General features: G+C 34.5%; 19 protein-coding genes. 11 read left to right on the top strand and 8 right to left on the bottom strand.

The genetic code is table 11. From position 1 onward, the window contains the following. The coding region (locus tag WDZ98_RS08140; protein ID WP_368060967.1) for a ribonucleotide-diphosphate reductase subunit beta at positions 1-1,283 on the bottom strand (1,283 nt) is incomplete at its 3' end. An 85-nt stretch (positions 1,284-1,368) separates the two neighbouring features. Here WDZ98_RS08140 and WDZ98_RS08135 point away from each other — a divergent pair. The 6 genes from WDZ98_RS08135 to WDZ98_RS08110 all read left to right on the top strand — a co-directional run bounded on the left by WDZ98_RS08135 (position 1,369) and on the right by WDZ98_RS08110 (position 6,367). Then, positions 1,369-2,280, top strand: a complete 912-nt coding sequence (locus tag WDZ98_RS08135) for a dihydroorotate dehydrogenase (RefSeq protein WP_368060659.1) — start codon at positions 1,369-1,371, stop codon at positions 2,278-2,280. Continuing rightward, complete coding sequence (locus WDZ98_RS08130) at positions 2,264-3,082, top strand: dihydroorotate dehydrogenase electron transfer subunit (RefSeq protein ID WP_368060661.1); 819 nt, start codon at positions 2,264-2,266, stop codon at positions 3,080-3,082. Before WDZ98_RS08135 ends, WDZ98_RS08130 begins: the two co-directional genes overlap by 17 nt. A gap of 45 nt (positions 3,083-3,127) precedes the next feature. Further along, complete coding sequence (locus WDZ98_RS08125) at positions 3,128-4,852, top strand: radical SAM protein (protein WP_368060663.1); 1,725 nt, start codon at positions 3,128-3,130, stop codon at positions 4,850-4,852. Positions 4,853-4,892: 40 nt separating this feature from the next. Continuing rightward, positions 4,893-5,075 carry a 30S ribosomal protein S30e gene (locus WDZ98_RS08120; protein WP_368060665.1) on the top strand — a complete coding sequence of 61 codons (183 nt, stop codon included), beginning with the start codon at positions 4,893-4,895 and terminating at the stop codon, positions 5,073-5,075. A gap of 263 nt (positions 5,076-5,338) precedes the next feature. After that, complete coding sequence (locus tag WDZ98_RS08115) at positions 5,339-6,079, top strand: sulfite exporter TauE/SafE family protein (protein ID WP_368060667.1); 741 nt, start codon at positions 5,339-5,341, stop codon at positions 6,077-6,079. Between the two features lie 66 nt (positions 6,080-6,145). After that, positions 6,146-6,367: a hypothetical protein gene (locus tag WDZ98_RS08110; RefSeq protein WP_368060669.1), complete on the top strand. Its 222-nt coding sequence runs from the start codon at positions 6,146-6,148 to the stop codon at positions 6,365-6,367. On the opposite strand, the gene WDZ98_RS08105 is transcribed toward WDZ98_RS08110, so the two are convergent. The 4 genes from WDZ98_RS08105 to WDZ98_RS08090 form a co-directional block, all read right to left on the bottom strand. After that, positions 6,357-6,623: a hypothetical protein gene (locus WDZ98_RS08105; RefSeq protein WP_368060671.1), complete on the bottom strand. Its 267-nt coding sequence runs from the start codon at positions 6,621-6,623 to the stop codon at positions 6,357-6,359. The genes WDZ98_RS08110 and WDZ98_RS08105 overlap by 11 nt on opposite strands. Positions 6,624-7,131: 508 nt before the next feature. Further along, positions 7,132-7,422: a hypothetical protein gene (locus WDZ98_RS08100; RefSeq protein ID WP_368060675.1), complete on the bottom strand. Its 291-nt coding sequence runs from the start codon at positions 7,420-7,422 to the stop codon at positions 7,132-7,134. After that, positions 7,415-7,885 (bottom strand): hypothetical protein, encoded by a 471-nt coding sequence (locus tag WDZ98_RS08095; protein WP_368060677.1) that lies wholly within the window; start codon positions 7,883-7,885, stop codon positions 7,415-7,417. The genes WDZ98_RS08100 and WDZ98_RS08095 overlap by 8 nt, the downstream gene beginning before the upstream one ends. Next, entirely contained in the window at positions 7,882-8,073 is a 192-nt protein-coding gene (locus WDZ98_RS08090) for a hypothetical protein (RefSeq protein ID WP_368060679.1), read from the bottom strand. The genes WDZ98_RS08095 and WDZ98_RS08090 overlap by 4 nt, the downstream gene beginning before the upstream one ends. Before the next feature lie 89 nt (positions 8,074-8,162). Between WDZ98_RS08090 and WDZ98_RS08085 the strand changes: the two genes are divergently transcribed. Then, positions 8,163-9,296 (top strand): transposase, encoded by a 1,134-nt coding sequence (locus WDZ98_RS08085; protein ID WP_368060681.1) that lies wholly within the window; start codon positions 8,163-8,165, stop codon positions 9,294-9,296. On the opposite strand, the gene WDZ98_RS08080 is transcribed toward WDZ98_RS08085, so the two are convergent. Continuing rightward, positions 9,271-9,567, bottom strand: a complete 297-nt coding sequence (locus tag WDZ98_RS08080) for a hypothetical protein (RefSeq protein ID WP_368060683.1) — start codon at positions 9,565-9,567, stop codon at positions 9,271-9,273. The two genes, WDZ98_RS08085 and WDZ98_RS08080, sit on opposite strands and share 26 nt — an antisense overlap. Beyond that, positions 9,554-9,700 carry a hypothetical protein gene (locus WDZ98_RS08075; protein ID WP_368060685.1) on the bottom strand — a complete coding sequence of 49 codons (147 nt, stop codon included), beginning with the start codon at positions 9,698-9,700 and terminating at the stop codon, positions 9,554-9,556. Before WDZ98_RS08075 ends, WDZ98_RS08080 begins: the two co-directional genes overlap by 14 nt. 427 nt (positions 9,701-10,127) lie before the next feature. Here WDZ98_RS08075 and WDZ98_RS08070 point away from each other — a divergent pair, with 427 nt between their 5' ends. Next, positions 10,128-11,198, top strand: a complete 1,071-nt coding sequence (locus WDZ98_RS08070) for a hypothetical protein (protein WP_368060687.1) — start codon at positions 10,128-10,130, stop codon at positions 11,196-11,198. 4 nt (positions 11,199-11,202) lie between these two features. Here the strand turns inward: WDZ98_RS08070 and WDZ98_RS08065 are convergent, their stop codons facing one another. Further along, on the bottom strand, positions 11,203-11,331 hold the full coding sequence (locus WDZ98_RS08065; protein ID WP_368060689.1) for a hypothetical protein: 129 nt from the start codon (positions 11,329-11,331) through the stop codon (positions 11,203-11,205). A 70-nt stretch (positions 11,332-11,401) separates the two neighbouring features. Between WDZ98_RS08065 and WDZ98_RS08060 the strand changes: the two genes are divergently transcribed. From WDZ98_RS08060 to radA, 3 genes are all read left to right on the top strand, one after another. Then, positions 11,402-12,529, top strand: coding sequence for a DDE-type integrase/transposase/recombinase (locus WDZ98_RS08060; RefSeq protein ID WP_368060691.1), 1,128 nt, complete (start codon positions 11,402-11,404; stop codon positions 12,527-12,529). A gap of 2 nt (positions 12,530-12,531) precedes the next feature. Beyond that, the gene (locus WDZ98_RS08055; RefSeq protein ID WP_368060693.1) at positions 12,532-12,987 is read left to right on the top strand and encodes a hypothetical protein; all 456 of its coding nucleotides are present in this window, start codon (positions 12,532-12,534) and stop codon (positions 12,985-12,987) included. Between the two features lie 97 nt (positions 12,988-13,084). Beyond that, entirely contained in the window at positions 13,085-14,245 is a 1,161-nt protein-coding gene (gene radA / locus WDZ98_RS08050) for a DNA repair and recombination protein RadA (protein WP_368060695.1), read from the top strand. Positions 14,246-14,267 lie beyond the last annotated feature (22 nt).

Genomic DNA, 14,267 nt, shown 5'->3' with positions numbered 1-14,267 from the left:
TCTTTTCTACCACCTTCTCTTCGTGGACTGTCTCTAAAGCTACCACCTTCTCTTCGTGGACTGTCTCTAAAGCTACCACCTTCTTTTCTACCACCTTCTCTTCGTGGACTGTCTCTAAAGCTACCACCTTCTCTTCTGAATGATTGTGGTGGTCTGCTATCTTTTTCAGTAGGATTCTCGTATTTCTTACCTATTTCATCAACTCTGATGTTGAGTTTTTCAAGTAAAGTTTGATTCAATCCTTCTCCATAAACATCGACTCTTGCAGCAATCACGGCTTTTGCAGCAACTGCACGTGCAATTTTTCCTCTCTGCCATCTTGGAGCTGAATGAACCATTGCATGTTGGAATAACAATCCGTGTTTTGGTGGTTGAGAACCTGTTTTCAATGATCTAAACAATGCTTTTTCAGCTCCTAAAACTTGAATGGTACTGGCAGGAAGTGATGCCAATCTTTTGAGACTACCTGCTCTACCTAAAATTCTTGCACCTACTGCAGTTCCCAATATTGCTGAAAGATTTGGTGCAATCTGCTGCATTTCTAATTCAACATGATCTTCAAGCTTTTTACGAAGATCATGAAAATCTAAAACTTGTTTTGCAATTGCCTGTACAATTTCTAAATTAACATCTGATATATCTCCGCCTCTACTTTTTGATGAAATTAAAGATAACATCTCTACTTTTGATTCTGGAAAACCTGCATTTTCAAAAACTTGTTTTGTTAATGATTCACGTTTTCCAGCAATTACAATTTGTGCATATCCATTAATGCTGTCAATAATGTTATCTAGTTCTGGAAAATGTAATCCATACCATTCTCTTAGTCTTGAACTTAATCCGTTTGCAATTTTGTCAATCTCATCTAAAGAATTAATTGCTTGAATTATGTGAAGATCTGGACTTTCTGACACTACTGTAACTTTTGAAGATGAGAATCCCAATGCAAATTCTCTAAGCTTTCCAAGTGTATCTTGAAGATTGGAAGCAAAACCTGAATCAACAATAATTTGTGGTTTTGTTGCCTGTACATTATCCAGTTCTGCTGAATCCATTAAATGACAATCAATAGAATGTTTTTTTAGAATTGCAAGTAATGATTCATCACTGATAGAAAATCCTCTTTGGGTCGAAGCTAAATAATTTACGAGTTCATTTAATTTTGATTCTTTGTTTTTTACTAAAAGATATTCTTTAACAGGGTTTGAGAAAGCAAACGCCTTTTCAAGCTTGGAATCATTAAAAACTGATATCCCTAACTCTGTTAAAATGACAGAATACATGACTAGTTGATTCTAAATCACCTTTAAAAAAGGTACCAGAAACACGAATCAACTGTTATATTCGAAACTAAGCTCATTAATCAAAGTGGAATCCAGCCTTGCAACTTCCATAGGTAAAATTCAATTAGACAAACCTGTAATGTTGGCCTCTGGAATTTTAGGCATATCCTTAGATGTGTTTAGACGTCTTTATGCTTCAGGTGCTGGCGCTGTAGTTACAAAATCTCTTAGTACTGCACCTTGGGAAGGATATCCGAATCCCACTATTTTCAGCGTAAAAGGTGGTGGGTGGATAAATGCAGTAGGACTCTCAAATCCAGGCGCTTCAAACTTTGCTAAAATGATTGAATCAAACCAAGATGTTCCAATCATTGTTAGTTTAGTAGGTTCTATACCTGAAGATTTTGAAATTATGATAAAACAGTTTGAAAATTGTAAAGTAAAAGCATATGAACTAAATCTATCTTGTCCTCACGTTGCCAAAGTTGGCTTGGAAGTTGGAGATGATCCTGGGTTAGTCAAAGCAATCGTATCTACTGTCAAAAATATTACAAATGTTCCTGTAATTGCCAAAGTTGGCTTGGGTACTAGTAATTATCTAAACACTGTAAGTACTGCCATAGATTCTGGGATTGATGCCATTACAGCTATTAACACTGTTCGTGCAATGGCAATTGACGTTGAAACTCAACGACCTATTCTTAGTAACAAATTTGGAGGATTATCTGGAACTCCAATCAAACCAATTGCACTAAGATGTGTATATGAGATTTCTTCACAGTACGATATTCCAATAATTGGATGTGGTGGGATTTCTACATGGGAAGATGCAATAGAATTTTTCTTGGCCGGAGCTTCTGCTGTACAACTTGGTAGTGCAATAGGTGATAACTGGATTGGAGTTTTTGATGATATTAACAAAGGAATATTGCAATACATGGATAGAAAAAACTATTCTTCAATAAAGGACATGGTGGGTCTTGCAAAGAAATCTTAATCATCCTACAATTGTTACAATTGAAAAAATAATAGAGGAAACACCTACTGTTAGAACTTTGGTTTTTTCTGATGATGTAATGCCAAATGTTCTTCCTGGTCAATTTGCTATGGTCTGGATACCTGGTGTTAATGAATTACCAATGAGTGTAATGATTTCAAAAGAAACTGGAAAAGCTGCATTTACAGTTAGAAAACACGGTCCTTCATCTACTGGATTGTTTAATGTGCCAGTAGGTGGGCAAATAGGAATACGCGGCCCATATGGAAATTCATTTGATATCAAAGAAGGAAAACTATTGCTAGTTGGAGGAGGAACTGGTCTTGTTCCTATGATGCGATTACTTACTTTTGTAAAACCTACAGATGATGTAACTGTACTGATGGGTGCAAAATCAAAAGATGAAGTTTTCTTTGAAAATTTAGCTAATGATCTTTTAACAAATAATCTTCATCATGTGATTGTATCAACTGATGATGGCAGTTATGGTGAAAAAGGATTTGTTACTGATTTAGTTGAAAAATTAGTTAGTAAAACACATTTTGATGCTGTGTATGTTTGCGGTCCTGAAATCATGATGTATAAAACTGTCCAATCTGCACATTCAAGAAATATCTTTGTTCAAGCAAGTCTTGAGAGAATGATGAAATGCGGTGTTGGGATTTGTGGTAGTTGCTGTATGGGTGAAGATCTTGTTTGTAGAGATGGAACTGTATTTGATGGAGATCATTTGTCAAAAAATATAGAATTTGGTCATTTGCATAGAAACAAGGCTGGAATTTTAGAAAATTATCAAGTCTAGCTAGCAAGGTTTAAAATAAATCATAAAATTATTTCGATGAAGGGAATGGGCACTCCAAAAATAGTTTTAACAGCTGATAGGACTTTAATGTCTCCGTATCGAGGACTATCTCTTGCAACATTTTTCGGTTGTGCTCCAGCTATAGATCCTCATAGAGATAAAAACAGCTTTTGGTATAAAATTCTTGGAAATCAAGTAACTCCAAAGATTCTATTTGATTTCATATGTAATTGGTCACCTGACATTGATGGTGTGGCAAAATATGCTCCATACGGGTTAAGGAAATTGGAAGCTGGTTTGCTCCGAGATGGATTTAGCAGACAAGATGTAGTTGTTGCTCATCCAAATCACATTGAAAAATTCATTGGTCCTGAAACTGAAGTTATTGGAACTTATGAAATGGATCCCCTTGGAATGGGTCCAGTTACTATGACGTTTACTTATGGTAGAAAACAAACATCTTATGATGAATTTTACAATGCTGACTTGCATCATAGAATTAAAGCTGCAAAAGCAAGAACTGGAAGTAAAGCTAAAGTAATTTCTGGTGCTTCTGGAACATGGCAATACAACTATGATCCAGCAAAAATTGAGGAGTTTGGAATCTATGCCATACTTGAAGGAGAACTTGGCGGTATTGCACCGGAAATTGACGGACACGCTGGTAGATTCTTTAATTATTTAATTAATGGCGATTTTGAAAATATGGATCCTTTCAGAAAGAGAAGTGACTTTAAAGTAAACATTAAAGAATTTGAAAGAGAAGGAAAAAAAATTCATGGCAGATTTGTCAATTTCTGGGATAGACCTGAGTTAGAAGAAATTCCAAATATTGTAGAACCAAGTATGCACGGAATGGTTGAAGTAATGCGTGGATGTGGTAGAGGCTGTAAATTCTGTGATGTAACATTAAGATCTTTGAGATACTATTCACCAGAAAAAGTCAAACAAGAAATTGAAGTTAACATTAAGAAAGGTGGTTCTAAATCCGCATGGATTCATAGTGATGATATCTTTGTTTACGGAATGGACCCTCGCACAGCAAAGGGAATGGAACCAAACAGAGAAGCTTTGGAGGAACTGTTCACTGCAATCATGTCTACTGGTGTTGAACATACAAACCCCACACATGGAACACTAGCAGGTGCAATTGCAGACGAAAAATTAATCCCAAACCTATCTAAAATCATAAGAGCCAGTCCAGACAACATGATTGGCATCCAAGCTGGATTTGAAACTGGAAGTCTTCGTCTGATTGGAAAATATGCTGATAGAAAACTTGCACCTTATGCTCCCTCTGAATGGCACTGGGTTGTCAAAGAAGGCGTTAAAACTCTCAATCAAGACTATTGGATTCCTGCATTCACTCTGATTATGGGACTTGATAACGATGAAACTCCTGAAGATTCTTGGGATACCATACGTTTAATCAGTGAGTTAGAACATGAGCAACCTGATTCCATGTTCACTGCGACTGCATTGACATTCGTTCCTATAGGATTACTTGAAAAATCTGATTTCTTCCACATTGGAAATGAAATGACTCCTGCACAACTAGGTGTTCTTTACAAGACATGGCAACACAATTTCAAATATGGTATTCAAAAATTCATGACCAAGACTGGTTCAAAAGGTCCACAAAGATACTTCTTTAACGCAATAGCAAGATCTCTTGGCGGTGTCCCATTAGGTGCAATGGAAAAATATGCACGTAATAAAAGCAAGGAACATGAAAAAGTTATTGAGACTATTAAAGCCAAATACTGGTAGTCATACAAATACATAAATTCACTAATTCTCATTTAGTATCATGGCAACACACGGTTCGCTTACCAAAGCAGGTAAAGTACGAGGACAAACTCCAAAAGTTGAAGGAAGAAAAATTGTAGGTACTAGTTCTAGTGTTGGAAACAAAAGTAACTTCAAAAAACGTTTCGTTTTAGGTAGATTCCCTGGTCAAAATAAACCTGGACAAAGACGAAAGAAACGCTAGTCGATCCTTTCTAAATTCTATCATTTTACGATCATTTTCTCAAATAGGTTCTGTCTTTTGGATTCATCTATTTTCCCCTTTTTGATTATGAATTCTGCTTGAATATGGATTTGGTTAGACATCAATAGGGTTGAGGTTTAGTTCATCATAATCTCACGTCCCGATATTTGACAGGCAGAAGATCTCGATCAATGTTTCCATAACTTGACAGAACCGAACGCAAGCAATAACTAGATGAGTGATTCGAATAGAATTGATCTGACGTGGATATTTCAGAGATTATGTTTTTTGTAATAGGTTTTGTCTCAGAAATAATAGGTACCATGGCTGGCTTTGGTTCATCTACAATATTTCTTCCGTTTGCATCATATTTTATTGATTTCAAAACTGCATTGGTACTGGTTGCGATATTTCATCTCTTTGGGAACATAAGTAGAATTACCTTTTTCAGACATGGGCTAGACAAGAATGTATTATTGATTTTTGGAGTTCCAAGTTTTATTTTTAGTCTTATTGGTGCTACTTTGGTGGGGGATCTACCGCAAGCCGTACTCAAACTTATTTTAGGAATGTTTCTGATTTTTATTTCTATAACACTGCTACTCAGACCCAAACTATCATTCCCTACAAACAAAAAGTGTTTATTTTTGGGTGGTGGAGTTTCTGGTTTCATAGTCGGATTGATAGGAACTGGAGGTGCATTGAGAGCAGTATTTCTTACAGGATTAAAAATCGACAAAGAAAAATATATTGCAACGGCTGCAGTAATTGCACTTGGTACCGATGCAAGTAGGATTCCGTCTTATCTGAACAGTGGATTTCTTACTGAACAGTATTACTATTTCATACCTATTCTGTTCGGAATAGCGTTTGTAGGATCTTTTATAGGTAAAAAATTGGTAAACAGAATTGAGCAAAACAAATTCAAGAAAATAGTTTTGATTGCAGTGATGTTAGCAAGCATCAAGTTCATAGTTGACGGTATAGTGTTTTTCCAATCTTGAATTCTACTTTACCCGACGAAACTCTACACTTAGAATATCCATTTACAGAAAGACATGAACAACAAAATGGAACGACTCAATGGTGAGTTTAGAGATAGAGAAAAGGTAATGAAAGAATTGAAGAAAAAAGACACGTCATTACTAAAAGGTTATGAGATATTTCATAATTATTTCAGAACTCATTCATCTTTAGATGAAATGACCCCAAATGAAAAATGTAGAATTGAGATTAACGGTGATAACAAATGGATTGCACTGATTCAGAACGCAAGTAAATTCATTGAATGACATCTACAATGTGAATTTCTCGTTCATCGACGAAATATGCACAACGTAGAATTATATCTTCTTCTTCAACATAAACTTTGAACCCTTCACCACATGCAATAAAATTTAATGGACTCATGGCTCTAGCCATGTTTCTAATGTTTTCAATTTCCCGTACATAATATCCAAATGAGTTGGGATCTTGTGAATTACGTGATCGAATCCAACCAATTATTACTTGATTAATTAAAACATTCCATCCATTATGAGGCAACAAAAGATCAGGAACTTAAGATGTCTTTTAAGTTTCCTGTATAATTCATTGGGGTAATACTACCTTCACGAACTTTAGATTTGTACTCTTTGACAGCAATCGTATCTGCTTCTGTCCATTTGAGTTTGCTGGATTCCATGTTACAACATTACAACATACAGTATTTAATCTTAAGTACTCTTAAGATCGTTATACAAAAATAATAAAAATGAACTTTCATTACCACTCCGTCACAAAAGTTAAACTTTCATTTCCACTACGTATCTAATACTTTCATACCTGATGCCTAGTCACACATAACATCAATTCACACCTAAACCCTTAACAAACACACCTGTACTCTACCCCACCGCCCACGTATTGTAAGCGTCAAAAATAGCGGCATCTAAAGTGACGCTGTAATGAGTATGCAATTTTGAAGCATACTGTTTCAGAAAATGTTTGTTCAAATGAACAAACAAAGTAGTGAGTCGCCTAAATTTCCATCAACCGACTTTTGACACCTAAAGTTTCAACCGTAGATTTGACAGAACCCCCAAACAGGCTCTGTCAAATCTACGGTTGATTTTTTACCTGTAAATTTTCGGTTGGTGATCTCATCTATGAGAAAATCCGCTTTTTCTGCCATACGTAAGAGTGCCTCTTTCTTTGGTAATGGAATGTTATTCTGTTCTGCATACTTGAAGATCCAACAATATACACCTTGAAGATGAGATAATAACTCATAATTCATTTTTTTCAGTTGGTTAACTTGTCTATATTCCTCAATTACTTCACATAGTATGTCTATATCATTAGTCAAGTGTTGTATTCCTCGCTTCATCATCAAAATGTCGTTTTAGAAATCTAAGTATTTTTTTCTGTTCTAGTTCAGAAGTCCCATATTCTTTTTTACTCTTACCAATAATCTGCTTTAACTGTTTTCGTGTTTTTTCAGATAGATCCAATCCATTCAATATTTGTTGTATTTGTACAATCTTTTTTTGTTGCTCAACATTTTGTCTAATTGCTACTTCAATTAAATTCGTCAATGTACTTACATCATCTATTTGGTTTTTCTCTACATATGCGATTTTATCTACAATCTTTTCTATTATTTTTTCGAGATCCACAGTAACATGTTCTTTACTTTTTTTAACATTTGTTGTTCGTTGTATTTCTTCCACAGTTATTTTTCTGAAATCACTAAAAACACGTTCCACAACTTTATCTTCTAATAATAGTTCAGTTAATTTCTTGCGTTGCTTTTTTGTTAATCCTATCAATCTTTTATCCGCCTTTTCTTATTTTGTATTGCTTCCTTTGCTTGATCAACTTCTGTTTTTCTAGGTTTATTCCAATACGGTGATTTACACTTAGGACAAACGAGGGGTTCACCTTCTGTTGTATCTCTTGCTATCCAAGTATGATCACACCTTTCACATTCCCACCCTTCTAACATTATCTTAGGCATTATTCTAGTATATTCCTTTTAGTATATAAGGATTAAGGCTTGAATAACATAATGTTTATTACTACCAATAGTATATTACTATTAGGTACATGACAGAAACAAACCCAAGACAAGAAAAAGGAAAAGCAATAGCCCTCAAAAGCGATCTAATTAGAGTATCAGACTATCACTATCATGTCCACTCACAAACCACAAACAGAGATTATGATGTTATCAAATCAGATGGAATTTGGCATTGTGATTGTCCAGATCACAAGTTCAGAAAGGTATGCTGTAAGCACATTCATGCAATAGAATTTTCATTAAAGATTAGAGAAGAAGTAAGAGAGAGAAACAAGGTTACAATCGAGCCTATCTCAATAGATTCATGCAGATTCTGTCATGGCAAGAACCTAAAGAAATATGGTATTAGAAAGAACAAGCACTATGCAATACAGAGATTTTTGTGCGTAGACTGTCACAAGACATTCTCAATGAATCTGGGCTTTGAAAAAATGAAGCACAACCCAAAGGGAATAACAACTGCCATGCAACTATACTTTTCAGGCGAATCATTGAGAAACGTATCAAAATCATTGAAACTCTTAGGCATGGACGTAACACACCAAACCGTCTACAACTGGATTGAGAGATACACCAAACTCATGGAAAAATACCTTGAGAAGATTATTCCTCAAGTCGGTGATGCATGGCGTGCTGATGAAATCTATATGAAAATCAAAGGTGATCTAAAGTATGTCTTTGCTATGATGGACGATGAAACAAGATACTTGATAGCCCAAGAGGTAGGTGACAGAAAAGAAGGTCATGATGCAAGGGGATTGTTACAAAAATCAAAACAAGTAACTGGAACAAAACCCAAAGTGTTCATCACTGATGGTCTTGCATCTTACCATGAAGCATACAAGAAAGAATTTTGGACATTGAAACGAGAAGATAGAACTTTACACGTTAGACATATTCATCTTCAAGGTGACATGAACAATAATAAAATGGAAAGATTGAACGGTGAGATAAGAGATCGTGAAAAAGTAATGAGGGGATTGAAGAAAAAAGATACACCATTATTGAAAGGTTATGAAATTTATCATAATTATTTCAGAGAACATAGTGCATTAGATAACAAGACACCATCACAAGCTTGTGGAATTGAAATTAATGGAGATAACAAATGGATTACGTTGATACAGAATAGTGTTATTCAGAACAAGAATACAATGTAATTATACGTTCAATATGTATTCCACTATCAATTCGATCTAATGCTATAAGTAAAATCAATTTTGAGGTAAGGATGTATTTTACAGCATGATTAAATCCCTGAATACTAGGACAGTCAATTGAAAAATTATGATCTTCTGGATCAGTTAATACAATTAATTCATTTAACAATTGTATAATTTGGTTTTGTGAAGTTTTTGTTAATAGATTAAACTCTTTTTTAAAATCAGATAAAGGATAAATTTGGAGAGACCAAGTATTAGTTTTTGGCATTTAACCAGCTCTCCAATTTTTCAACGGTATCAAATTTCACAGGTACGCCTAATTTGCCTTCCTTACGACTTTGATCCCATTCAGAAAAACCTTTGACTTCGTCAAAAGTCCATTTTCTAGCTGTAGTTCCCATATTACAATATGTAATACTATGATTATTTAATACTACTGTTAACTTCCATGATCGAATTGTTAAAATTTGTAAAATATGCAAAAATCTTCCAAAATCATCCAAATACAACCAAAAATCACCCAAATACGACTAAAATTAAGCAAATAGAAATTTCCACTCCACGCAGAAATTTAGAACCTATATTTCCACTAAGATCATTGAAAAGTTGTTTGTTCAAATGAACAAACATTTTCTGAAACAAGCTTGTTTCAGAATTTTAAACTTATAACCGATCAACCGACTTTTGACAGTATTTTTATCAACCGTAGATTTGACAGAACCCCCAAACAGGTTCTGTTTCCTTTATGGGACATAATTATTCGTGTTTTCACTCGGGACATAGGCACAAATGATCAATTTAATAAAAAACGAAGAAATTGGATAAATAATGAGTATTTTAGAAGTAATCAAGCAAGATACACCCGAAATTCTTACCAGTTCAGTAGCAAGAATAATTGCATTAACCTTTACAGGTGGAATATTTCTCAACCTTATCTTTATCCCATTATTTTGGAAAACTACAGAATCTGTTATTTTAACAGGGGCTTCAGATTCCTCAGGTCAACAAATAGTAATAATGAATCTAGGTATTTATTTTCTAATCAGTTTTGCGTATTGTTTTATTGCTTCTATTTCCTTTTCTCCAAAACGATTAGTGTCTCCATTCCATGTGCAGATTATTGTTATAGGAGGTATCATCTTACAGATTATTGTAGCATTTCATCAAGGGAAATTTCCATTAGAAACATCAATTTTTATCTCAAATTCATTTGGTGCGTTATCGATGTATGTTTTGATGTTTGTAATGATAGGATGGATGATGGAAAAAGGAGTAAAAAAATTGATAGGATTTAGTGGAACTGAAAAAGATTTAGTGGAAGAAACATTTACAATCAATGTAACATATCAAGATGTACGAATAATTTTAAAAAATAGAGATTTCCGTAAAGATCATGATTTTAAACTTGTGAGAAATGATGATGATAAAATTGTATTACAAACTAATTCATATGCAGATATAAGAATGATTGTAGTTGCAATACCAAAGAACGAAGAAGAAACAATTATTTCAATAGTCTCTCATGGTTTGAATTACGATTCATTAATTGCGTCTAGAAGAGCACGATACAAAACTAGGTCATTAAAACGTGATATTCTTAAAGATGAATTAAGTGATTTAGAATCAAATGTTAAAGATGAACCATATGATGAAGAAAATGAAGCGTTAGAAAATGCACGAAAACTAACTATGAAAAGCACTAGGACAGTTTTAAAAGATACGCCTATACGATTATTTGTAACTGTTATAGTGTTAGTAGGAATAGGTGGTTGGTTAACACAACCATTGTTTGATAATACAATTACACAGGATGCTTATCTTGCTGTATGGGTATCAATTATTACGACAATAATTTTGTTAGTCGTTCCAACATTAAGAAGAAGAAATCAGAAAGAGTAGAGTGTTATTTTCTTAGATACTCACTTAGAATAACTCGTATTGTTTCAGGCACAGTTTCTAACAATCTTTCCTTACGTTCTTTCTCTAGTGCTTTTTCCATCTCAATAGGCACAGATACCATATATTTTTTCATAGCCATATACCATTAGATACACATAGATACCTTTATTAACATATTGTTATATTATACCAATAGATATCTAATGGAATCACAACAAAACACAAGAGAACAAAGGGCAAAAGAGATCCTTGACAATCCAAACTGTCACATCATTTCACTAGATGAACACCACTATCAAATAAAATCACTAACATCAAATAGAATCTATGATGTTGTATCTACCGAATCAGGTTGGATATGTTCATGTCCTGATTCAACATTTAGAAAAGTTGTCTGTAAACATTCCCTAGCAATATCACTAAGCGTTCAACTAAAACAGGAAGCAAGACAGAGAAACAAGACAGTAATCGAGGAATTAACGATAAACCAATGTCCTCAATGCCACTCTGATGATATAGTAAGACATGGAATTAGACACAACAAGAATTATGATCTTCAAAGGTTCTCATGCAGAAACTGTAAGAAAAGATTCTCATTCAATCTAGGATTTGAAAGAATGTCTGTAAATCCTAAAGTAATCACATCAGCTATGCAACTTTACTTTACAGGTGAATCACTAAGAGGCGTTCAAAAGTTCATCACACTACAAGGCGTAAACGTTGCACATTCCACAGTTTACAAGTGGATTAAAAAATACACTACACTAATGGAAGATTATCTGTCCAACATCACACCAAACGTTTCTGACACTTGGCGTGCAGACGAGGTATGGACTAAGGTAAAAGGTGATAAAAAGTATCTATTCGCTTTGATGGACGATGAGACTAGATTTTTAATTGCCAAAGAGATTTCTGATAGAAAAGAGGGACATGACGCAAGCGGTCTATTCAGACAAGCCAAAGAGGTTACAGGCAAAAGACCAAAGGTAATGATTACAGACGGATTGCAATCATACAATGAGGCATACAAGAAAGAATTTTGGACTAATGACAAGAAAAGAACCGTCCATGTTCGTCATATCCACTTACAGAAAGACATGAACAATAACAAGATGGAAAGATGGAATGGATCATTCCGTGATAGGGAAAAAGTTGTTAGAGGATTGAAGAAAGACGATTCACCATTAATCAATGGATATATGATTTATCATAATTACGTCAGACCTCACATGGGATTAGATAATCATACACCTGCTGAAAAATGTGGAATTGAAGTGAAAGGAAATGATAAATGGAAAACCTTAATTCAAAACTCTGTTAGAACAAAATAAGTTTGAATTCTAGTTGTTATAATTGTAAGAAAAGTATAGGAAAAATCCAAAGACGTGGTACAATCAAAGACATTATCAGAAGTGGCTACAAACACCCTGAAGGAATGTTAGATACAGATAACTTATGTCAAGAATGTTGTGATGAAATTAGACGAACACAAACCCAAGGTCAAAAAATGAATGAGAGGGTAAGTTTAGCATGGCAGATCGTGCTATGTCTAATATTTTCCCCTGCTGCCTTTTGGCGAATAAATAAACTACAAAAATTCTTAATATATTTTCTAATTATTATTTTTGGTGTGACTCCACTTATCATTGTACTAGGTTTTGTATTTGAGGAATCCAATCGGATGTATTTCTTATTCGGTGGATATTTGTTTATGTATGTTGCAGGTCATATTTTTCCTTTAGTTTGGATTATCAACTGGACTAGAGAATATAATAAAAATTCTATTTAACCATGTCCCGAGTGAAAACACGAATAATTATGTCCCATCAACGAAACAGAACCCCCAAACAATACCCTTATAAAGTACTAGTACCGTACTATACGGTATGGTAGAAGATTTAAGATTAGATAGTTTAGAGGGCGTAGGTCCTGTAACTACAAGAAAATTATCCGATGCAGGTATCCACAACGTCATGGATCTCATCGTTAGAGGTCCTGTAGAAATTGCAGAAATCACTGGAATGGAAAAGGATACTGCTGAAAAAATTGTCAATAAAGCACGTCAACATTTAGTTGAAGGCGGATTAATTGCTAAAGATTTTGTCAGTGCAAGTGAAATTTACAAACACCGACAAAGCATTGGTAAAATTACAACTGGTACCAATTGTCTTGATACACTATTTGATGGTGGTGTTGAGACTCAAGCCTTGACAGAAGTATATGGTGAATTTGGTTGTGGTAAAACACAGTTTGCTCATACAATGTCTGTAATGGTTCAAAAAAGTAAAGAAGAGGGTGGTCTTGATGGTTCTGTATTATACATAGACACAGAAAATACTTTCAGACCTGAAAGAATTGTATCTATTGCTCAAGCTCATGACATGGATCCAGAAAAAGTTTTAGATCGTATTATCGTAGCTCGTGCATATAACAGTGCACATCAAGTACTGATTCTAGAAGAAGCTGGTCAAATAATTGAAGAAAATAATGTCAAATTAATTGTTGCAGATTCAGCTGTTGGATTATTCCGTGCTGAATATCTTGGAAGAGGAACATTGTCAGTTAGACAACAAAAACTAAATCACTTTGTTCATTTACTATCAAGAATTGCAGAAACATACAACTGTGCTGCAATTGCAACCAATCAAGTTATGGCATCGCCTGATGTCTTCTTTGGAGATCCAACTCGCCCAATCGGTGGAAATGTAGTTGCTCATACAAGTACCTACAGAATATACTTTAAGAAATCAGGTAAGAAACGAATAGCTCGAATGGTAGACAGTCCGCATCATCCTGAAGAAGAAGTCATCTTTGCTCTAGGTGAAGCAGGTGTTATAGATCCTGAAGACGCCGACAAAAAGACAAAAAAGCCCACTAAAAAGGTAATTACTAAAAAATCAAAAGAGTCAGAGACTGAAGATGCACTAGAAACATCTGAAATTGAGGCTACAGTGGAAACCCCCGATATTGAAGATGCACTAGAAACATCTGAAATTGAGGCTACAGTGGAAACTGAATCAGATGATTCCGAATCTAGAGAAGAGTAGAAACTCTTTTTTCTTATTTTTA

Source organism: Candidatus Nitrosopumilus sp. (assembly GCF_040878665.1).
Taxonomy (GTDB): Archaea; Thermoproteota; Nitrososphaeria; order Nitrososphaerales; family Nitrosopumilaceae; genus Nitrosopumilus.
The sequence above is the reverse complement of the archived record's forward strand: the minus strand, read 5'-3'. Positions and strand labels throughout refer to the sequence as shown.

Excerpts from the sequence above, each read along its gene's own strand:
- WDZ98_RS08125 (WP_368060663.1), top strand. The coding sequence starts at position 3,128 with ATGGGCACTCCAAAAATAGTTTTAACAGCTGATAGGACTTTAATGTCT.
- WDZ98_RS08120 (WP_368060665.1), top strand. The coding sequence starts at position 4,893 with ATGGCAACACACGGTTCGCTTACCAAAGCAGGTAAAGTACGAGGACAA.
- WDZ98_RS08110 (WP_368060669.1), top strand. The coding sequence starts at position 6,146 with ATGGAACGACTCAATGGTGAGTTTAGAGATAGAGAAAAGGTAATGAAA.
- WDZ98_RS08090 (WP_368060679.1), bottom strand. The coding sequence starts at position 8,073 with ATGCCTAAGATAATGTTAGAAGGGTGGGAATGTGAAAGGTGTGATCAT.
- WDZ98_RS08085 (WP_368060681.1), top strand. The coding sequence starts at position 8,163 with ATGACAGAAACAAACCCAAGACAAGAAAAAGGAAAAGCAATAGCCCTC.
- WDZ98_RS08080 (WP_368060683.1), bottom strand. The coding sequence starts at position 9,567 with ATGCCAAAAACTAATACTTGGTCTCTCCAAATTTATCCTTTATCTGAT.
- WDZ98_RS08075 (WP_368060685.1), bottom strand. The coding sequence starts at position 9,700 with ATGGGAACTACAGCTAGAAAATGGACTTTTGACGAAGTCAAAGGTTTT.
- WDZ98_RS08070 (WP_368060687.1), top strand. The coding sequence starts at position 10,128 with ATGAGTATTTTAGAAGTAATCAAGCAAGATACACCCGAAATTCTTACC.
- WDZ98_RS08065 (WP_368060689.1), bottom strand. The coding sequence starts at position 11,331 with ATGAAAAAATATATGGTATCTGTGCCTATTGAGATGGAAAAAGCACTA.
- WDZ98_RS08060 (WP_368060691.1), top strand. The coding sequence starts at position 11,402 with ATGGAATCACAACAAAACACAAGAGAACAAAGGGCAAAAGAGATCCTT.
- radA (WP_368060695.1), top strand. The coding sequence starts at position 13,085 with ATGGTAGAAGATTTAAGATTAGATAGTTTAGAGGGCGTAGGTCCTGTA.